The following is a 16,797-nucleotide window of genomic DNA, read 5'->3' on the forward strand; positions in this document are numbered from 1 at the left end:
CCTTATCGTCCCTTCCCGATCGCCTTTTCGGCGACAAAATAAACGGCAACCATCACCGCGATCCCGATGGCGATGCCGAGCAGCTTCAGCGCGCCGACGAACAGTTCGAGCGCGATCCACAACACGACGATGCCGACCAGCACCGCGATCAACAGGCTGCCCAGCGCCTTCACGAAGCCGTGCCCCATTCGGACCGGTAATCGTGGTTCTCGGTCATCATCACCGCCAGATTGGTCGGTTCGCCGACCGGTTCGACCGTATGCCGTCCCGGTTCCTGCGTGCCTGGCTTGGGCGTCTCACCCCGCGCCAGCGCCTCGAGGATCGCCGTCGTGCGGTCATAGTCGAGATCTTCGTAATTGTCGTCGTTGATCTGGACCATCGGAGCCGACGCACAGTTACCCATGCACTCGACCTCGGTCAGCGTGAACAAGCCGTCTGGCGTGGTCTTTCCCTTCACCAGCCCGCGATTCTTGCACGCCGCGAAGACGTCGTCCGATCCGCGCAACATGCACGGCGTCGTGCCGCAGACCTGGACGTGATAACGGCCAACCGGCGCGAGGTTGAACATCGTGTAGAAGGTCGCGACCTCGTACACCCGCATATACGGCATTTGGAGTTCGCGCGCGATGAACTCGATCACCGGCACCGGCAGCCAGCCCTGTGTGTGTGTTTCCGCCCCGACCTGCCGCTGGGCAAGATCGAGGAACGGGATCGTGCATGACTGCTGCCGCCCTTCGGGATAGCGCGCGACGATTTCGCGCGCCTTCTCGGCATTGGCGGGGTTCCAGGCGAAATTGCCCCAGCGCGCGCGGACCTCCGCTTCGTCGGGGATGTTGGGGGCGTCAGCCATCAGCGAATAAACTCCACGCGGCTGACCTTGTCGCCGCTGAACGAATAGACGGTCATCACGTCGAACGGTTCGGCATTGGTCGAGCGTTGGACTCGTTCGTGCAGCACGACACGCTCACCCAGTTCGAACGACTGCAGCACCTCGGCGTGGTTCTGCGGGAATTCGGCGAAGACCGCCGCCATCCCGCTTTCCACGCCGGCACGTCCATCGCGCACCACGTCGCCGCGATACTGCGCCTCGCAACCATCATCGGCGAAGAACGCGGCATAGCCCACCGCATCGCGCGCGTTGTAGCGTTCCATCATCGCCATCACGGTGTCGAGACGGCTCAACGATCGCACTCCCCGAACACGATGTCCATCGCACCAAGGATGGCGGTGATGTCGGCGAGCATGTGCCCCTTCGACATGAAGTCCATCGCCTGCAAATGGCTGAACGCGGTCGGGCGGATCTTCACCCGGTACGGCTTGTTGCTGCCGTCCGACACCATGTAGATGCCGAATTCGCCCTTGGGGCTTTCGGTCGCGACATAGACCTCGCCGGCGGGCACATGATAGCCTTCGGTATAGAGCTTGAAGTGATGGATCAGCGCTTCCATCGACTGCTTCATCTCGCCCCGCTTCGGCGGCACGACCTTGCGATCGTCGCTCGAAATCGGGCCTTCGGGCATCTGCGCCAGACACTGCTTCATGATGCGTGCCGACTGATACACTTCCTCGACGCGGACCATGAACCGGTCGTAGCAATCGCCGCGCGTGCCGACCGGCACGTCGAAATCGACCCGGTCATAGGCGTCGTAGGGCTGCGCCTTGCGGATATCCCAAGGAATGCCCGCGCCCCGGATCATCGGCCCCGAGAAGCCCCAGCGCACCGCGTCTTCACGGCTGACGATCGCGATGTCGACGTTGCGCTGCTTGAAGATGCGGTTTTCAGCGACAAGGCTGATCGCGTCGCCGAACAGGCGCGGCAGACGCGTATCGAGCCATTCGGCGATATCGGTCAGCAGCTTGAGCGGAACGTCCTGACGAATGCCGCCGACGCGCAGGAAGTTCGCGTGCATCCGCGCACCCGAAGCCCGCTCGTAGAAGTTCATCGTGTCTTCGCGAAGCTCGAACATCCACAGGTTCGGCGTCATCGCGCCCACGTCCATGACATGCGAGCCGAGGTTCAGCATGTGGTTCATGATGCGGGTCAGTTCGGCGAAGAACACGCGCAGATACTGGGCGCGTAGCGGCACCTCGATATCCAGCAGCTTTTCGACCGCGAGGACGTAGCTGTGCTCCATGCACATCGGCGAGCAGTAATCGAGCCGGTCCATGTACGGCAGCGCCTGCGCGTACGTCTTGTACTCGATCAGCTTCTCGGTACCGCGATGAAGCAGGCCGACATGCGGGTCGATCCGCTCGATGATCTCGCCGTCCAGTTCGGTGACGAGACGCAACACGCCGTGCGCCGCAGGATGCTGCGGGCCGAAATTGATCGTGTAGTTCTGAATCTCGACGTCGCCCGGTGTCGGGTTGGCGCCGTCGATCTGAGCATCGTAATCGGCCATTACTTGTTCTCCGCCGACTTGGTCGTCGCATCGGGCGACGGCACGTCGGGATCGACCGGCTTCGATTCGGGCTGGTTGCCGGGATGCGGCTTGCCCGCACCCGACTGCGCCGTGCTGTCGGTCGTCTTTGGCTTGTCGACCTGCGGCTCGGCGGCCTTCACATTGTCGTCGGCGCGCTTGACCTGATCGGCGGTCACCGGTGACGGCGCGCCGGGTGCCTGCGCGACCGCAGGCTTAGGCGCTGCCGCCTTCTCGTCACCGGGCAGGACGTACTCGGCGCCTTCCCACGGACTCATGAAATCGAAGGTGCGGAAGTCCTGCGCCAGCTTGACCGGTTCATAGACGACGCGCTTCGCCTCTTCCGAATAGCGCATCTCGACATAGCCGGTCAGCGGGAAGTCCTTGCGCAGCGGATGGCCGCGGAAGCCGTAATCGGTCAGGATGCGGCGCAGATCGGCATTGCCCGAAAAGAGCACGCCATACAGGTCGTACACTTCGCGTTCGAGCCAGCCGGCATTGTACCAGATACCCGTGACCGACGGCACCGGCTGCTCCTCGTCGGTCGTCACGCGCACGCGAATGCGGTGGTTTCGGGTCATCGACAGCAAATGATATACGACGTCGAACCGCTCGGCGCGCTCGGGATAGTCGACGCCGGCAATCTCGGCCAGCATCTCGTACTTCAGACCCGGCGTATCGCGCAGCGTTTCCATCGCAATGACCAGACGGTCGCGGTCGACGGTCAGCGAGACTTCACCGACCAGATCCTGTGCGTGGAGCAGCATATCGCCCAGCGCGGCGGTCGCGGCGTCGATCACGCCGTCGTTGGGCGCATAACGGGGTGCAGGCGCCCTCACCGTTCGATGCTCCCCGAACGGCGGATTTTCCGCTGTAGCTGCATCACGCCATAGAGCAACGCTTCGGCGGTCGGCGGGCAACCGGGGACATAGATGTCGACCGGCACCACGCGATCGCAACCGCGTACGACGCTGTAGCTATAATGGTAATAGCCGCCGCCATTCGCGCAGCTGCCCATCGAGATGACGTATTTCGGTTCCGACATCTGGTCGTACACGCGACGCAGCGCCGGGGCCATCTTGTTGCACAAGGTACCAGCGACGATCATCACGTCGGACTGACGCGGTGAAGCGCGCGGCGCAGCGCCGAACCGTTCCATGTCATAACGGGGCATGTTGACGTGGATCATCTCGACCGCACAGCAGGCGAGGCCGAACGTCATCCACCACAGCGACCCGGTCCGCGCCCACTGGAACAGGTCTTCGGTCGAAGTGACCAGAAAGCCCTTGTCGGTGAGTTCGCCGTTCAGGTCGTTGAAGAAACCCTGATCGGGCGCCTGTACCGGCACGCCAGCGGCGTTACCCGCGCCAAAGCCATGCGGCGGCGTCGTGAGTTCTACTCCCATTCGAGAGCTCCCATCTTCCAAGCATATACGAGACCGAGCGCCAATTCGCCGATGAATATCATCATCGATACCCACGCGGTCCAGCCGAGGTCGAAAACCGAGACTGCCCAAGGGTACAGGAACGCTGCTTCAAGATCGAAGATGATGAACAGGATCGCGACCAGATAGAAGCGAACGTCATACTGGCTGCGCGAATCCTCGAACGCGGGAAAGCCGCACTCATATTCGGTCAGTTTTTCCGGCGTCGGCTTGTGCGAACCGGTAAAGCGCGACGCCACCATCGGCAGCACGACGAACGCCGTCGACAGCACCAGGGCGACGCCCAGGAACATCAGGATCGGCAGATATTGCGACAGGTCGACCAAGGCAGGGTCTCTCGCGGTTGCGGTATGAATGGAGCCGGCTTTAGGCCGATGGTGCGGGGGCATCAAGGGCGGAACAGGATGAGAATCACTCTCAATTCCGCCAATGCCGAGCACGTAGCACGCCGTAGCACCGCACGGCTCCAGCGCGGGGCTATGACAACATGCCCTTCCCTGCCCATCCGACACCATGGACAGGGTGATACGCGCGTTAGCGGAGCGCGCCGGCGACCAGCTTGTGCAGGCGGGTCTGCATCTGTTCGTTGCTGGCCAGCACCTCACCCTTTTCATAGGCGCGGTCGGCACCGCGATAGTCGGTGACGAAGCCGCCGGCTTCCTTCACCAGCAACATGCCCGCCGCGATGTCCCACTTCTTCAGGCCCGATTCCCAGAAGCCGTCGAACCGGCCGGCGGCGACATAGGCCAGGTCGAGCGCTGCTGCGCCGAACCGGCGGATGCCCGCGACTTCGGGAGCGACCGCACCGAAGATGCGGGTCCATTCGCTGAAGTTGCCGTGGCCGAGGAACGGGATGCCGGTCGCGATCAGCGCCTCGGACAGGTCGCGCCGCGACGACACCCGCAGCCGCTGTCCCTGCAACCATGCCCCCCGACCCTTTTCGGCCCAGAAGCCTTCGTCAGTGATCGGGTTATAGACCATGGCGGTCGTAATCTCGGGCTTGCCGCCGACGCCGTTCGGCTCCTCGACCGCGACCGAGATCGCGAAGTGCGGGATGCCGTGCAGGAAGTTGGTAGTGCCATCGAGCGGATCGACGATCCAGCGCGGCTTGGTCGGGTCGCCGGCGATTTCGCCGCCCTCTTCCAGCAACATGCCCCAGTCGGGACGCGCCTTGCGCAGTTCCTCGACCAGCGTTTCCTCGGCGCGCTTGTCGGCCATCGACACGAAGTCGGCCGGACCCTTGCGGCTGACCTGAAGATGCTGGACCTCGCCGAAGTCGCGGCGCAGGCGCGGGCCGGTCTTGCGGACGGCGCGTTCGATGACGGTGATGAGGCCGGACTGGGCGGACATTTCTTCTATTCCTATGACTTCTTTGTAGCGACACGGGCAAAGCCCGTGCCGTCGGTCGCTGCTACGCGCGCCGGCCGGGCTTGCGGATCGGGGAGATAGCTACGCTGTCCCCTCTCGTCCGCCGCGCCTCAGTCCGCCCTTCTGACATACGTCTGCTCATAGACATCAACCACGATCCGCGTGCCGGCGGCAATGTGCGGCGGAACCATCACACGGACGCCATTGTCGAGTACGGCGGGCTTGTAGGACGACGATGCTGTCTGCCCCTTCACCACCGCATCGGCCTCGACGATCGTCGCTTCAATCGTGTCGGGCAGCTGGACGCTGATCGCTTCATCGTCATACATTTCCATGACGACATCCATGCCGTCCTGAAGAAAGGCAGCGGCGTCACCGAGCAGGTCGCGGGCGAGTGTGACCTGATCATAGGTGATCTTGTCCATGAATACCAACGTGTCGCCTTCGGGATACAGGAACTGGAAATCCTTCGTATCCAGCCGGATGCGCTCGACCGTCTCGGCCGAACGGAAGCGGACATTGTTCTTGCGGCCATCGCGCAGGTTCTTCATTTCGACCTGCATATAGGCGCCGCCCTTGCCCGGCTGCGTATGCTGGATCTTCACCGCGCGCCAGATGCCGCCTTCATATTCGATGATGTTGCCGGGGCGAATGTCGACGCCGCTGATCTTCATGACGAACCATACCTGTTGGAAAGAGCGAAGCTGCGCCCTTACCGCTCCGCCCGTCCGCGGGCAAGCAGCGGATAGGGATCGATCGCGCGCCCCTGATGCCAAGCCTCATCGGGCAGCAGACGCTCGATGCCGAAATGAAGATGGGTGTTGCCCGGGCCGGCATTGCCGGTGTCGCCGACCACGCCGATCGGGTCGCCGGCACGTACCCGACCGCCTTCCCGCAGACCCGGCGCGTAGCTCGCGAGGTGCGCGTAATAATAGGACAGCCTGCGGTCGGGCGCGCGGACATAGGCGGTGATGCCGCCGCCACCGTTACTGTAGAACAGCTTTTCGACAACCCCATTCGCCGCCGCGACGACCGGGGTGCCGGCCGGGGCCATGATATCGGTGCCGGTATGGCCGCGCGCTCCGCCGCCGCGGCTATCGCCCCAGCTGTCGCGGATATCGGACCAGCGTGCGCCCTGCACCGGCATGACCAGCCCGGCCGCCGGCACCCTTTCGGCGGCCACGACCTGCTTCGGGGCACGGCGGGGGGCGGCCGATCCGCCGAAATCGACCAACAATGCAGCCAGCGCGCCGATCGCCGCGAACAGGCCGAAAAAGGTCCAGCCGATCCGGTTCATGCCCCTTGCCCTTATGGCTGGAAGATCGCCGGAGTGCCCGGCTTTACCATCAGCGACAGGCGCGCCGCGTCCCAGTTGGTGAGGCGGATGCAGCCGTTGCTCTCGGTCTTGCCGATATTCTCCGGCTCAGGGGTGCCGTGGATGCCGTAATGCTCCTTCGACAGATCGATCCAGACGACACCGACGGGATTGTTTGGACCGGGCGGCACGATCTCCTTGCTGTCCGACTTGTCGGCATGGCGCAGGATCGCCGGATTATATTGCCAATCGGGATTGGGGGCGACGCCCTGGATCGTCCATTTGCCGATCGGCAGCGGGTCGTGCGAAGATCCCATCGTCGCGGGGAACTGGGCGAGGATGCGGTCGCCGGCATAGGCACGCAGCCATCCTTCCGACTTGTCGACGACGACGCGGTCGGCCTGCTGCTGATTCGCATCGACGTTCAGGTTGGCGAGCGTCTGGCGATATTCGGGCGACCAGGTATCGGGATAGCTGCGTGAGGCCGGCAGGACGTTGGGGAAGACGACGCGGGTGCCAGCGCTCAGCATCGTCTCGCGGCTGTTGAGCGCGACCAGCGTGGCGGGGGTGGTGTGGAACATCTCCGCCAGTTTTTCGAGCGGGGAGCGATAGCCGATCACCGTCAGCTTCGCCTGTTCGGCATAATCCTTAGGGATCGGATTAGTGTACGGGCCGGCAAGCGCACGGTCGGAGAGGGTCAGCGTGACGGTCGCCGGCCGCATATTGGGATTGAGCGCCCGCACCGTGGCGGGGTCGAGCTTCCCGGTGACGGGCAGGTCGCGGGCCGATTGGAAGCCACGCAACGCCTTCGCAAAGGCCGGGCTGTCCCGACCATCGATCACCCCGACCGTGAAGCCGTGGCGGTCGAGCAGCACCTGCGCATGCAGGACATTCTGGTCGATCGCCGGCAGCCCCTGCGGCGCGGGCGCCTGTGCCATCGCCGCGCCGCCCAACAGGATCGCCGCCCATGCCAGTCGCTTCATGACCCCTCCTCGAACTCGTTGAGGCTCGATAACGAACGGCCGGCAAAGACGTTTCCGACTATCCTAGCAGCTCGGCAAAGGCGCGGACGGCGGCGGTTTCGTCGCCGTTCCACACCGCCCCCGACACGGCGAGGAAATCGGCGCCGGCGGCGACCAGCGGCGCGGCGTTGGCAGGGGTAATGCCGCCGATCGCGACGCAGGGCAGTTCGAACACCGCCGACCACCAGGACAGGATCACCGGTTCGGGGACGTGGCGCACTTCCTTGGTCATGGTGGGATAGAAGGCACCGAAGGCGACATAGTCGGCGCCGGCCTCACCCGCCTCCATCGCCAGATGACGGCTGTCATGGGCGGTCACACCGATCTGCGCATTGGGGCCGAGCACGTCGCGCGCCTCGCGGGGATCGCCATCGTCCTGCCCGAGATGGACGCCGTCGGCACCCAAGCGCTTGGCGAGGCTGATGCTGTCGTTGACGAGGAAGGCGACGTCGCGGTCGGCGCAGATGCGTTGCAGGGGTTCGGCCAGACGCGCGGCCGCGTGCTGATCGATATCCTTCACGCGAAACTGGAAGGCGGCGACCGGGCCGGCATCGAGCGCGCGGGCAAGGCGATCGGGGAAAATGCCGGTCACGTCGAGCGGCGAGATCAGATAGAGCTGGCACGGCGGGCGGCGCACATCGCGGACGAACTGCTTCGCGAAATCGGGGGACAGCGGGCCGAGCGGATCTTCGTCGAGGGTCATGGCGCCTCCCTGCCCCAGCAAGGCGGCGGGTGGAAGGGTTTCGGGGCGTCAAAGTTCACTAAGTTCACACTCGCACGCAGTTTGCGTTCGGCAAGTTGCGATCTCTTCGTCCATCGACCACTACCGTCGGGCAGTCCACGATGACGAAAGAGCACCGGACGCGCGAACGCCCGGTGCCCTTTTGTCACGATCGGCAGTCGGTAGGAAAGCCGAGCCTTACGCGGCGACCAGCGACTTTTGGGTCGAGGCGGCATGGATTTCGTCGATCGCCTCGCCCAGCGACGCGTCGAATTCGGCGTCGGTCATCTGCTGGCGTAGTTCCGACAGCAGCGCACGGCTGAAGCTGGCGATGATGCCGGGGTTCTTCGCCAGTTCGGCGCAGGCTTCGGTCCGGCCGAACCCGCCCGAGAGGGCCACGACGCGCAGCACACGCGGATGGTCGACCAGCGGCTGGAACAGGCCGGGCTTGGCCGGCAGCGACAGCTTCAGCATGACCTTGTCATCGCCCGGCATCGCATCGAGCGCCTTCAACGTCTCGTCGAGCAGGATCTGGTCGGCCTCGGCGCGCTCGGCGCTCTTGATGTTCACTTCCGGCTCGATGATCGGCATCAGCCCGGCGGCGAGGACTTGGCTTGCAACCTCGAACTGCTGCTTGACCACGGCGGCGATACCCCCGGCATTGGCGAGGTTGATGACCGAGCGTTCCTTGGTGCCGAAGATGCCGAGCTTGGCAGCACGGGTGAGCAGCTCGTCGAGGCCGGGGATCGGCTTCATCAGCTGCACCCCGTTCGCTTCGTCTTCCAGACCCTTGTCGATCTTCAGGAAGGGAACGACGCCCTTGTCGGCCAGTGCTTGTGGCACCGGCTTGCCGCCCGCCTGCCCGTCCATGGTGCGTTCGAACAGGATCGCGCCAATCACCTTGTCACCGATGAAGGCGTCGGAGGTGATGATACGGGCGCGCATGTCGTGGATCAGACCGAACATTTCCTCATCGGTGCCCCACGCGCCGTCCTCGACGCCGTACCCCTTCAGCGCCTTCGGCGTCGAACCGCCGCTCTGGTCGAGCGCGGCGATGAAACCCTGTCCGTCGGCAATCTTCGCAGTCATGTCAGCGGTGTTCATGGGCGTTCCCCTTAGATTCGAAAAGAAATCAGAGCGCGAGCCAGCGCCGCAGCGCCTGATCCACCTGCTCCATCGATGTTGCAGTCGCTTGACCGAGCACACGGACGATGCGGCTGCGGCGGAGCGTCTTGATCTTGTCGACCTGCGCCTCGCTCTCGACCGAAATGCCGGTCGTGTCCGATGGGGCGAAGGGCACGCGGAACAGCGTTTCTCCGCCGGTCAGGCTGGTCATCGGGATCAGCGTGACCGAAGCATGTGCTTCGTTGAACAGATCGGATTGCACGACCAGAAAGGGCCGCCGCTTGTTGGCCAGTGCCTCTGGACCTTCGACCAGCACGATCATGCCGCGCCTTATTTCCACCGGCCATCCTCCGCCTCTACGCGATCGAAGAATGCCCAGTCGGCGCCGTCGTCGCGGGCGGCGGCGCGTTCGGACTGGCGGCGGGCTTCGGCGCGAAAGGCTTCGTCGTGCAGCTCGACATAGCGGCGCACGGCATCGCGGGCGATGTCGCTCTTCGAGCGTCCCTGCGAGCGGGCGACATTGGCCAGCCGCTCCTCCAGCTCGGTATCGAGTCGTACGCCTAGCACCCGGTGCCACCCTCCGTTTAACGTGTTGAACGGGTAGCTTGGGTTGCAGTTTGGATCAAGCAGGTTGTTTTGTTGGGGGGGGGTGTTTCAGAAAGAGAAGTTTGTTTCATGCGAAGGCGCGAAGGCGCCGAGAAAAGAAGGGGTTCATGCAGAGGCGCAGAGACGCGGAGGGGTTTGCGGTCGGGGAACCGTCTCGTATCAGCGAGACATTCTTGCTTTCGGCAGCGTGCGGATTGAAGGCCGCTGGCGCGGCAAGGGCAACCTTCTCCGCGCCTCCGCGCCTCTGCGCGAACCACCTTCTCTTTGCGCCTTCGCGTGAACCAATCTTCCTGAAACCACCGACGCAGCGCGTCACCCCGGTCACGATCAGGGATGACGCGCCGCCCGACAATCGTCAGCGGGCCAGTGCGGCGACGCCGGGCAGTTCCTTGCCTTCCATCCATTCGAGGAACGCGCCGCCGGCGGTCGAGACGAAGCTGAACTGGTCGGCGACGCCGGCCTGGTTGAGCGCGGCAACGGTATCACCACCGCCCGCGACCGATACCAGCGAGCCATCCGCAGTCAGCGCCGCTGCCGTCTTGGCGAGCGACACCGTCGCGACGTCGAACGGCGGGGTTTCGAACGCGCCCATCGGGCCGTTCCACACCAGCGTGCGACAGTTCTTCAGCACATCACCCAACGCCTCGGTCGCGGCGGGGCCGACGTCGAGGATCATTTCGTCGGCGGCGACTTCGTGGACGTTGACAGTGCGGGTCGCAGGGTTCGGCTTGAATTCGGTCGCGACGACGACGTCATAGGGCAGATGGATGGTGCAGCCGGCCTTTTCCGCGGCCTCGAAGATTTGGTCGGCGGTACCGGTCAGTTCATGCTCGCACAGCGACTTGCCGACATTCACGCCGCGCGCGGCGAGGAAGGTGTTGGCCATGCCGCCGCCGATGATCAGGTGGTCGACCTGCCCCACCAGATGCTTCAGCACGTCGAGCTTCGACGACACCTTCGCCCCGCCGACGACTGCCGCGACCGGATGCTGCGGATTGCCCAGCGCCTTGTCGAGCGCGTCGAGTTCGGCCTCCATCTGACGTCCGGCAAAGGCAGGCAGCTTGTGCGCCAGTCCTTCGGTCGAGGCATGAGCGCGGTGCGCGGCGGAGAAGGCGTCGTTGACATAATAGTCGCCGAGTGCGGCCATGGTTTCAACGAGTTGTGGGTCGTTCTTTTCCTCGCCCGCGAAGAAACGGGTGTTTTCGAGAACGGCGATATCGCCCGGCTGCATCATACGCACCGCTTCGGCAGCACCAGTCCAGTCGACGAAGCGAACTTCGCGACCCAGCACGTCGGACAGCGGCTTGGTGACCGGGGCGAGCGACATGGTCGGATTGGGCTGCCCCTTGGGCCGGCCAAAATGGGCGAGGATCAGGACGATCGCGCCGCGGTCGGCGAGGTCGGTGACGGTGCCGATGGTGGCACGCAGGCGGGTATCGTCGGTGACGGCGCCATCGACCATCGGAACGTTCAGATCCTCGCGGACCAGCACGCGCTTGCCGGTGAGGTCGCCCATGTCGTCGAGCGTCTTGAAGTTACGGCTCATCACTGTGTCTCCTTCACCGTTTATGCTGAGTAGAGACTGAGCGATGGCGAAGGCTCGTATCGAAGCATCGATCCTTCGATACGCCGCTTCGACAAGCTCAGCGGCTACTCAGGATGAACGGATGGTTTTTCATTTCGTACCGGATCGCCGACGCGGATTTGACCGCCTTCGATCACCCGCGCCAGCGCGCCGCCGCGCCAGTCGGGGATCAACGCGCCACGCAGCCCTTCGACGATGGTCTCCATGCGGCTGCACGGATCGCATTCCTTGGTGATTTCGAGCAGCACCGGTCCGACGCGGACAAAGGCGCCGCGCGTTTGCGGCAGGTCGAAATCCTCGACCAGCAGGTTCGCGCGGCGTTCCCACCATGGCAGGTCGTGGCCGACCTCGCGCATCGCCTGCGCCCAGTCGCCGACTTCCATCAGCGATACCTGCCGGTTGTTGCGGCCGGGCTTCAACGCACCGCGGAAATCGCCGTCGAGGCCGGTTTCGACGGTAACGCGTACCGTCTGCACCAGTTCGATCGGCCCGCGCGAAAAGGCGTGGCGGGCGATGCCCTTGAGGATACCGCCCGCCACCGGGTCAGCCCAGCTTCGCCATCGCGGTCGCGGTGTCGACCATGCGGTTTGAGAAGCCCCATTCATTATCGTACCACGACACGACGCGGACCAGCTTGCCGTCGAGCACGGCGGTCTCGAGGCTGTCGACGGTCGACGAGGCGGGGGTGTGGACGATGTCGATCGAGACCAGCGGGTCTGCCGAATAGACCAGCACGCCCTTCAGCGGACCCGATTCCGACGCCGCCTTCAGGATCGCATTGACTTCGTCCTTGGTCGTGTCGCGCTTCGGGGTGAAGGTCAGGTCGACGAGACTGCCGTCCGGCACCGGCACGCGCACTGCCGAACCGTCGAGACGGCCCTTGAGTTCGGGCAGGACTTCGCCGACCGCGCGGGCGGCACCGGTGGTGGTCGGGATCATCGACATGGCGGCGGCACGGGCGCGGCGCAGATCGGGGTGGATCTGGTCGAGGATCTTCTGGTCGTTGGTATAGGCATGGATCGTGGTCATCAGCCCGCGTTCGATGCCGATCGAATCGTTCAGCACCTTGGCGACGGGTGCCAGGCAGTTGGTGGTGCACGACGCGTTCGACACGATCGTGTGACCGGCCTCCAGCTTGTCGTGGTTCACGCCATAGACGACGGTCAGGTCGACATTCTTGCCCGGAGCCGAGATCAGCACGCGCTTGGCACCGGCATCGATATGCTTCTGGCACGACGTGCGGTCGGTGAAGAAGCCGGTGCATTCGAGGACCAGTTCGACGCCCAGTTCCTTGTGCGGCAGGTTCGCCGGATCACGCTCGGCGGTGACACGGATGCGCTTGCCGTCGATGACCAGATCGTCACCCTCGGCCGACACTTCGCCCGGATACTTGCCATGGACCGAGTCGCGGCTGAACAGCCACGCATTCGACTTCGCATCGGCGAGGTCGTTGATCGTGACCAGTTCGAGGCCGCTATCGGGGCGTTCGAGGATCGCGCGCGCCACCAGGCGGCCGATGCGCCCGAATCCGTTGATCGCTACTTTCGTCATATCCGCGTCTCCCTCAATGTCCGAGCCGTGCCAGCACCTTCGCGGTGATGGCATCGGTGGTCAGGCCGAAATATTCGTAGAGCTTGTCCGCCGGGGCCGACGCCCCGAACCGGTCGATGCCGAAGCGCAGGCCGTCGACCATCGTATAGCGTTCCCAGCCGATCGTCGTCCCGGCCTCGATCGAGACGCGCAGGAGTTCGTCGGGGCGGGCATGGGGCAGCACGTCCTCGCAATACGCAGCGTCCTGCGCATCGAAGCGCGACCAGCATGGCATCGACACGACATCGGCACCGATGCCCTGCCCTTCAAGCTTGGCGGCGACGCCGAGTGCGATCTCGACCTCCGACCCGGTGGCAAGCAGGATGACGCGGCGGTCGGCCTCGGCACCCTTCAGGCGATAGGCACCGCGCGCGCTGCGGTTCTCGGCGGCGTCGGTGCGGACCTGCGGCAGGTTCTGACGCGACAGCGCCAGCAGCGACGGACCGTCGCGGCGCTGGATCGCCAGTTCCCAGCATTCGGCCGTCTCGACGGCATCGGCGGGACGATAGACGTCGAGGCCGGGGATCAGGCGCAGGCTCATCACATGCTCGATCGGCTGGTGCGTCGGACCGTCCTCGCCCAGACCGATCGAGTCGTGAGTCATGACATAGACGACACCGGCATTCTGCAGCGCCGACAAGCGGATCGCGGGGCGGGCATAGTCAGCGAAGACTAGGAAGGTGCCGCCGTAAGCGAGGACGCCGCCATGGAGCGCCATGCCGTTCATCGCTGCCGACATGCCGAATTCGCGGATGCCGTAATGGATGTAGCGACCCGAATAGTCATCGGCCGTCAGCGGCTGCTGCGCCTTGGTCTGGGTGTTGTTCGACGGGGTCAGGTCGGCCGAACCACCGAGCGTTTCGGGCAGCGAGGCGTTGATCGCTTCGAGCGCCAGCGACGATGCGACGCGGGTCGCGATCTTCTTCGGCTCGGCGAGCAGCGCGTCGACATGGCCCTTGAGCGACCAGCCCTCGGGCAGTTTGTTCGCCATGCGGCGTTCGAATTCGGCGCGATCGGCATGGGCGGCGAGGCGATCCTGCCATTCGGCGCGAACCGATCCGCCCTTCGCTCCGACCGCCTTCCATGCATCGGTCAGCTTTTCGGGCAGATGGAAGGCTTCATGTTCCCATAACAGCGCGGCGCGGGTGGCGAGGATCTCCTCGGCGCCGAGCGGCGAGCCATGGACCTTGTGACTGCCGCCCTTGTTCGGCGCGCCCTTGCCGATGACGGTGCGGCAGCAGACCAGCGACGGGCGCGGATCGGAAGCGGCTTCGGCCAGCGCGCGGTCGATATCGGCGAAGTCGTGGCCGTCGCAGGCGACGACGTGCCAGCCGGTCGCGGCATAGCGGGCAGCGACGTCTTCGCTGGTCGACAGATCGGTCGAACCGTCGATGGTGATGCGGTTGTCGTCCCACAACACGTTCAGCCGGCCGAGCTTTAGATGCCCGGCAAGGCCGATCGCTTCGTGGTTGATGCCTTCCATCAGGCAGCCGTCGCCGGCGATTACCCACGTACGGTGGTCGACCAGATCGTCGCCGAACACGGTGTTGAGGTGGCGTTCGGCGGTCGCCATGCCCACCGCCATCGCGAGGCCCTGCCCCAGCGGGCCGGTGGTGCATTCGATGCCGGGCAGTTCGAAATTCTCCGGGTGGCCGGCGCACGGGCTGCCCAGCTTGCGGAAATTCGCAATGTCCTCGATCGTCGGCTGGGCATAGCCGGTCAGATGGAGCAGCGAATAGATCAGCATCGACCCGTGCCCCGCCGACAGCACGAAGCGGTCGCGATCGGCCCAGTTCGGGTCGGTCGGATCGAATTTCAGATAGTTCGACCACAGGACCGTGGCGACATCGGCCATGCCCATCGGCATCCCCGGATGACCGGAATTGGCGGCCTCGACCGCATCCATCGACAAAACGCGGATGGCGTTGGCGAGTTCGAGCTGGGATATGGTCACGCGCACTCCTGTTGGGCGCCAGAGTCCTAAGGTTCGGGCGAGCCTTTGGAACCGTCGCGCCCTACAGTCAACCGCCCAGACGAAGGGTTGTTTAACATGTATAGCAAAGCTGGATTTGTCCGATGAACGACGACCCCCACGCCGATGCCATTGCGCGGATCGACCGTGCACTGGTGCGGATCGAACGTGCAGCACAGTCGCAGGCGTTTGAAAATCATACACTTGCCGCCCGCCACGCCGCGTTGCGTACACGTATCGGCGATGCGATCGGTGCGCTGGATTCGGTGATCGCGCGCGAAACGGAAACCGATTGATGGGACAGATCGCGCTGAACGTCGCCGGACGCGAGTATCTGGTCGGCTGCCGCGACGGGGAGGAGCCGAAACTGCGCGCGTTGGGGGCGATGCTAGAACGTCATGCCACCGCCGCACAGCGTGCCGCCCGCGGATCGGCCGAACGTACGCTGCTGTACATCGCATTGATGGTCGCCGACGAACTGGCCGAACGCGAGGATAATCCGGCGGCCGGACTGTCCACGGCGGTACTGACGCAAATTGCCGAGCGACTCGAAACAGTTGCAACGGCCCTTGAGGAAGTGCCACAAGATCGCTAGATATGGGTTGGCGGGAACTGCCCGGTGCGAGCCATGCATAATCCCTGAGGCTATTTCTTCATCCATGGGGGTTGTCCCTGCGCAGATCCTGGTCTGACGTACATGATCCCCACCTGACGTACCGTGCGTCAGTGGATAACGCGGCCAACGGCCCATGGTGGTCCCGCCACCCCATGTTTCGCCCATGATGATCGACAAACCCGGTCTGCGCAGCGAATTGCGCCGATTGCGGCGCAGTTTCGTCGCGCTCGATCCGCCGCAACTGGTGCCGCCCGGGCTGTTCCTGAACGCACTGCGTCGCGGCATGGTCGTCGCCAGCTATGTACCGGTCGGCAGCGAGGCCGATCCGTCCCGTTTCGAAGCAGCGACGATCTATGCCGGGGCGACGCTGGCATGGCCGGTGGTCGTCGACCGCGAATCACCGATTCAGTTTCACCCCGCGCCGGGCGGGCGGATGGTCGAGGGTCCGTTCGGGCTGATGCAGCCGGCCGGCGATACGATGGCGGTCGTGCCGGACATCATCCTGACGCCCCTGCTGGGGTTCGATTCGCGTTGCAACCGGCTGGGTCAGGGAGCGGGCCATTACGACCGCGCCTTCGCCGCGTGGCCGGAGGCACTGCGCATCGGCATCGCGTGGTCGGTGCAGCAGGTCGACGAACTGCCGCGCGATCCGTGGGACATGCCGCTCGATGCGATCGTTACCGAAACCGAACTGATTCTACCGGGAGCCGCCGAATGAACGAGCCGACGTGGCGCAAGCCGGCGGGAGTGCTGGCGATCCTCGTCCTGTTGACCCTGTGGGCGATCGGGGTGGCGATGCTGTCGGGCGTGATCGGCGGCTGGCACTGGCTGTTGCAGCTCGGCTTCTACCTGATCGCGGGCATCGCATGGCTGTGGATATTGCCAATGCGAGCAATGCTGCGATGGATGGAGACCGGCCACTGGCGATAGCGCCATCATCATCAAGGATGATGGCGCGAGTGACGGGGCTCGAACCCGCGACCTCCGGCGTGACAGGCCGGCGCTCTAACCAA

23 protein-coding genes are annotated in these 16,797 nt (G+C 64.5%); 4 read left to right on the forward strand and 19 right to left on the reverse strand.

Annotation, left to right across the window (positions count from 1 at the left end; translation table 11 throughout):
* Positions 1-2 precede the first annotated feature (2 nt).
* The 19 genes from ASE59_RS03975 to tkt all read right to left on the reverse strand — a co-directional run bounded on the left by ASE59_RS03975 (position 3) and on the right by tkt (position 15,150).
* Entirely contained in the window at positions 3-188 is a 186-nt protein-coding gene (locus ASE59_RS03975; RefSeq protein ID WP_056452187.1) for a hypothetical protein, read from the reverse strand.
* Positions 170-850: a complex I 24 kDa subunit family protein gene (locus ASE59_RS03980; protein ID WP_056452191.1), complete on the reverse strand. Its 681-nt coding sequence runs from the start codon at positions 848-850 to the stop codon at positions 170-172. The genes ASE59_RS03975 and ASE59_RS03980 overlap by 19 nt, the downstream gene beginning before the upstream one ends.
* On the reverse strand, positions 850-1,182 hold the full coding sequence (locus tag ASE59_RS03985; RefSeq protein WP_235515631.1) for a nuclear transport factor 2 family protein: 333 nt from the start codon (positions 1,180-1,182) through the stop codon (positions 850-852). The genes ASE59_RS03980 and ASE59_RS03985 overlap by 1 nt, the downstream gene beginning before the upstream one ends.
* On the reverse strand, positions 1,179-2,402 hold the full coding sequence (locus ASE59_RS03990; protein WP_056452194.1) for an NADH-quinone oxidoreductase subunit D: 1,224 nt from the start codon (positions 2,400-2,402) through the stop codon (positions 1,179-1,181). The genes ASE59_RS03985 and ASE59_RS03990 overlap by 4 nt, the downstream gene beginning before the upstream one ends.
* Positions 2,402-3,259, reverse strand: coding sequence for an NADH-quinone oxidoreductase subunit C (locus ASE59_RS03995; protein WP_056452197.1), 858 nt, complete (start codon positions 3,257-3,259; stop codon positions 2,402-2,404). The genes ASE59_RS03990 and ASE59_RS03995 overlap by 1 nt, the downstream gene beginning before the upstream one ends.
* The gene (locus ASE59_RS04000) at positions 3,256-3,825 is read right to left on the reverse strand and encodes a NuoB/complex I 20 kDa subunit family protein (protein ID WP_055755898.1); all 570 of its coding nucleotides are present in this window, start codon (positions 3,823-3,825) and stop codon (positions 3,256-3,258) included. Before ASE59_RS04000 ends, ASE59_RS03995 begins: the two co-directional genes overlap by 4 nt.
* Positions 3,816-4,190, reverse strand: a complete 375-nt coding sequence (locus tag ASE59_RS04005; protein WP_056452200.1) for an NADH-quinone oxidoreductase subunit A — start codon at positions 4,188-4,190, stop codon at positions 3,816-3,818. Before ASE59_RS04005 ends, ASE59_RS04000 begins: the two co-directional genes overlap by 10 nt.
* A 208-nt stretch (positions 4,191-4,398) precedes the next feature.
* Positions 4,399-5,214: an inositol monophosphatase family protein gene (locus ASE59_RS04010; protein ID WP_056452203.1), complete on the reverse strand. Its 816-nt coding sequence runs from the start codon at positions 5,212-5,214 to the stop codon at positions 4,399-4,401.
* Positions 5,215-5,342: 128 nt separating this feature from the next.
* Positions 5,343-5,906: an elongation factor P gene (gene efp, locus ASE59_RS04015; RefSeq protein WP_056452206.1), complete on the reverse strand. Its 564-nt coding sequence runs from the start codon at positions 5,904-5,906 to the stop codon at positions 5,343-5,345.
* Between the two features lie 38 nt (positions 5,907-5,944).
* On the reverse strand, positions 5,945-6,529 hold the full coding sequence (locus ASE59_RS04020) for a M23 family metallopeptidase (RefSeq protein ID WP_056452208.1): 585 nt from the start codon (positions 6,527-6,529) through the stop codon (positions 5,945-5,947).
* Positions 6,530-6,540: 11 nt separating this feature from the next.
* Positions 6,541-7,530, reverse strand: coding sequence for a L,D-transpeptidase family protein (locus tag ASE59_RS04025; protein WP_056452210.1), 990 nt, complete (start codon positions 7,528-7,530; stop codon positions 6,541-6,543).
* Between the two features lie 58 nt (positions 7,531-7,588).
* Positions 7,589-8,272 (reverse strand): thiamine phosphate synthase, encoded by a 684-nt coding sequence (gene thiE / locus ASE59_RS04030; protein WP_056452212.1) that lies wholly within the window; start codon positions 8,270-8,272, stop codon positions 7,589-7,591.
* A gap of 216 nt (positions 8,273-8,488) precedes the next feature.
* On the reverse strand, positions 8,489-9,394 hold the full coding sequence (locus ASE59_RS04035; protein ID WP_056452215.1) for a fructose bisphosphate aldolase: 906 nt from the start codon (positions 9,392-9,394) through the stop codon (positions 8,489-8,491).
* A 28-nt stretch (positions 9,395-9,422) separates the two neighbouring features.
* The gene (locus ASE59_RS04040) at positions 9,423-9,737 is read right to left on the reverse strand and encodes a type II toxin-antitoxin system PemK/MazF family toxin (protein WP_200913147.1); all 315 of its coding nucleotides are present in this window, start codon (positions 9,735-9,737) and stop codon (positions 9,423-9,425) included.
* 8 nt (positions 9,738-9,745) lie between these two features.
* Complete coding sequence (locus tag ASE59_RS04045) at positions 9,746-9,982, reverse strand: ribbon-helix-helix protein, CopG family (RefSeq protein WP_055755911.1); 237 nt, start codon at positions 9,980-9,982, stop codon at positions 9,746-9,748.
* Between the two features lie 394 nt (positions 9,983-10,376).
* Complete coding sequence (locus ASE59_RS04050) at positions 10,377-11,567, reverse strand: phosphoglycerate kinase (protein ID WP_056452218.1); 1,191 nt, start codon at positions 11,565-11,567, stop codon at positions 10,377-10,379.
* Positions 11,568-11,671: 104 nt separating this feature from the next.
* Entirely contained in the window at positions 11,672-12,145 is a 474-nt protein-coding gene (locus ASE59_RS04055; protein ID WP_056452221.1) for an MOSC domain-containing protein, read from the reverse strand.
* A gap of 4 nt (positions 12,146-12,149) precedes the next feature.
* Positions 12,150-13,157, reverse strand: a complete 1,008-nt coding sequence (gene gap / locus ASE59_RS04060) for a type I glyceraldehyde-3-phosphate dehydrogenase (RefSeq protein WP_056452224.1) — start codon at positions 13,155-13,157, stop codon at positions 12,150-12,152.
* A 13-nt stretch (positions 13,158-13,170) separates the two neighbouring features.
* Positions 13,171-15,150 carry a transketolase gene (gene tkt / locus ASE59_RS04065; protein ID WP_056452849.1) on the reverse strand — a complete coding sequence of 660 codons (1,980 nt, stop codon included), beginning with the start codon at positions 15,148-15,150 and terminating at the stop codon, positions 13,171-13,173.
* 122 nt (positions 15,151-15,272) lie between these two features.
* On the opposite strand from tkt, the gene ASE59_RS04070 reads away from it, so the two are divergent.
* The 4 genes from ASE59_RS04070 to ASE59_RS04085 all read left to right on the forward strand — a co-directional run bounded on the left by ASE59_RS04070 (position 15,273) and on the right by ASE59_RS04085 (position 16,714).
* Positions 15,273-15,464, forward strand: coding sequence for a hypothetical protein (locus tag ASE59_RS04070; RefSeq protein WP_056452227.1), 192 nt, complete (start codon positions 15,273-15,275; stop codon positions 15,462-15,464).
* Positions 15,464-15,763: a cell division protein ZapA gene (locus tag ASE59_RS04075; RefSeq protein ID WP_056452230.1), complete on the forward strand. Its 300-nt coding sequence runs from the start codon at positions 15,464-15,466 to the stop codon at positions 15,761-15,763. The genes ASE59_RS04070 and ASE59_RS04075 overlap by 1 nt, the downstream gene beginning before the upstream one ends.
* Before the next feature lie 184 nt (positions 15,764-15,947).
* Positions 15,948-16,502, forward strand: coding sequence for a 5-formyltetrahydrofolate cyclo-ligase (locus tag ASE59_RS04080; protein ID WP_235515632.1), 555 nt, complete (start codon positions 15,948-15,950; stop codon positions 16,500-16,502).
* A complete protein-coding gene (locus ASE59_RS04085; protein WP_056452233.1) occupies positions 16,499-16,714 on the forward strand; it encodes a DUF2842 domain-containing protein in 216 nt (71 codons plus the stop codon). The genes ASE59_RS04080 and ASE59_RS04085 overlap by 4 nt, the downstream gene beginning before the upstream one ends.
* The last annotated feature ends 83 nt before the right edge of the window (positions 16,715-16,797 follow it).

Origin of the sequence: Sphingomonas sp. Leaf10 (genome assembly GCF_001421245.1) — a bacterium.
Taxonomy (GTDB): Bacteria; Pseudomonadota; Alphaproteobacteria; order Sphingomonadales; family Sphingomonadaceae; genus Sphingomonas.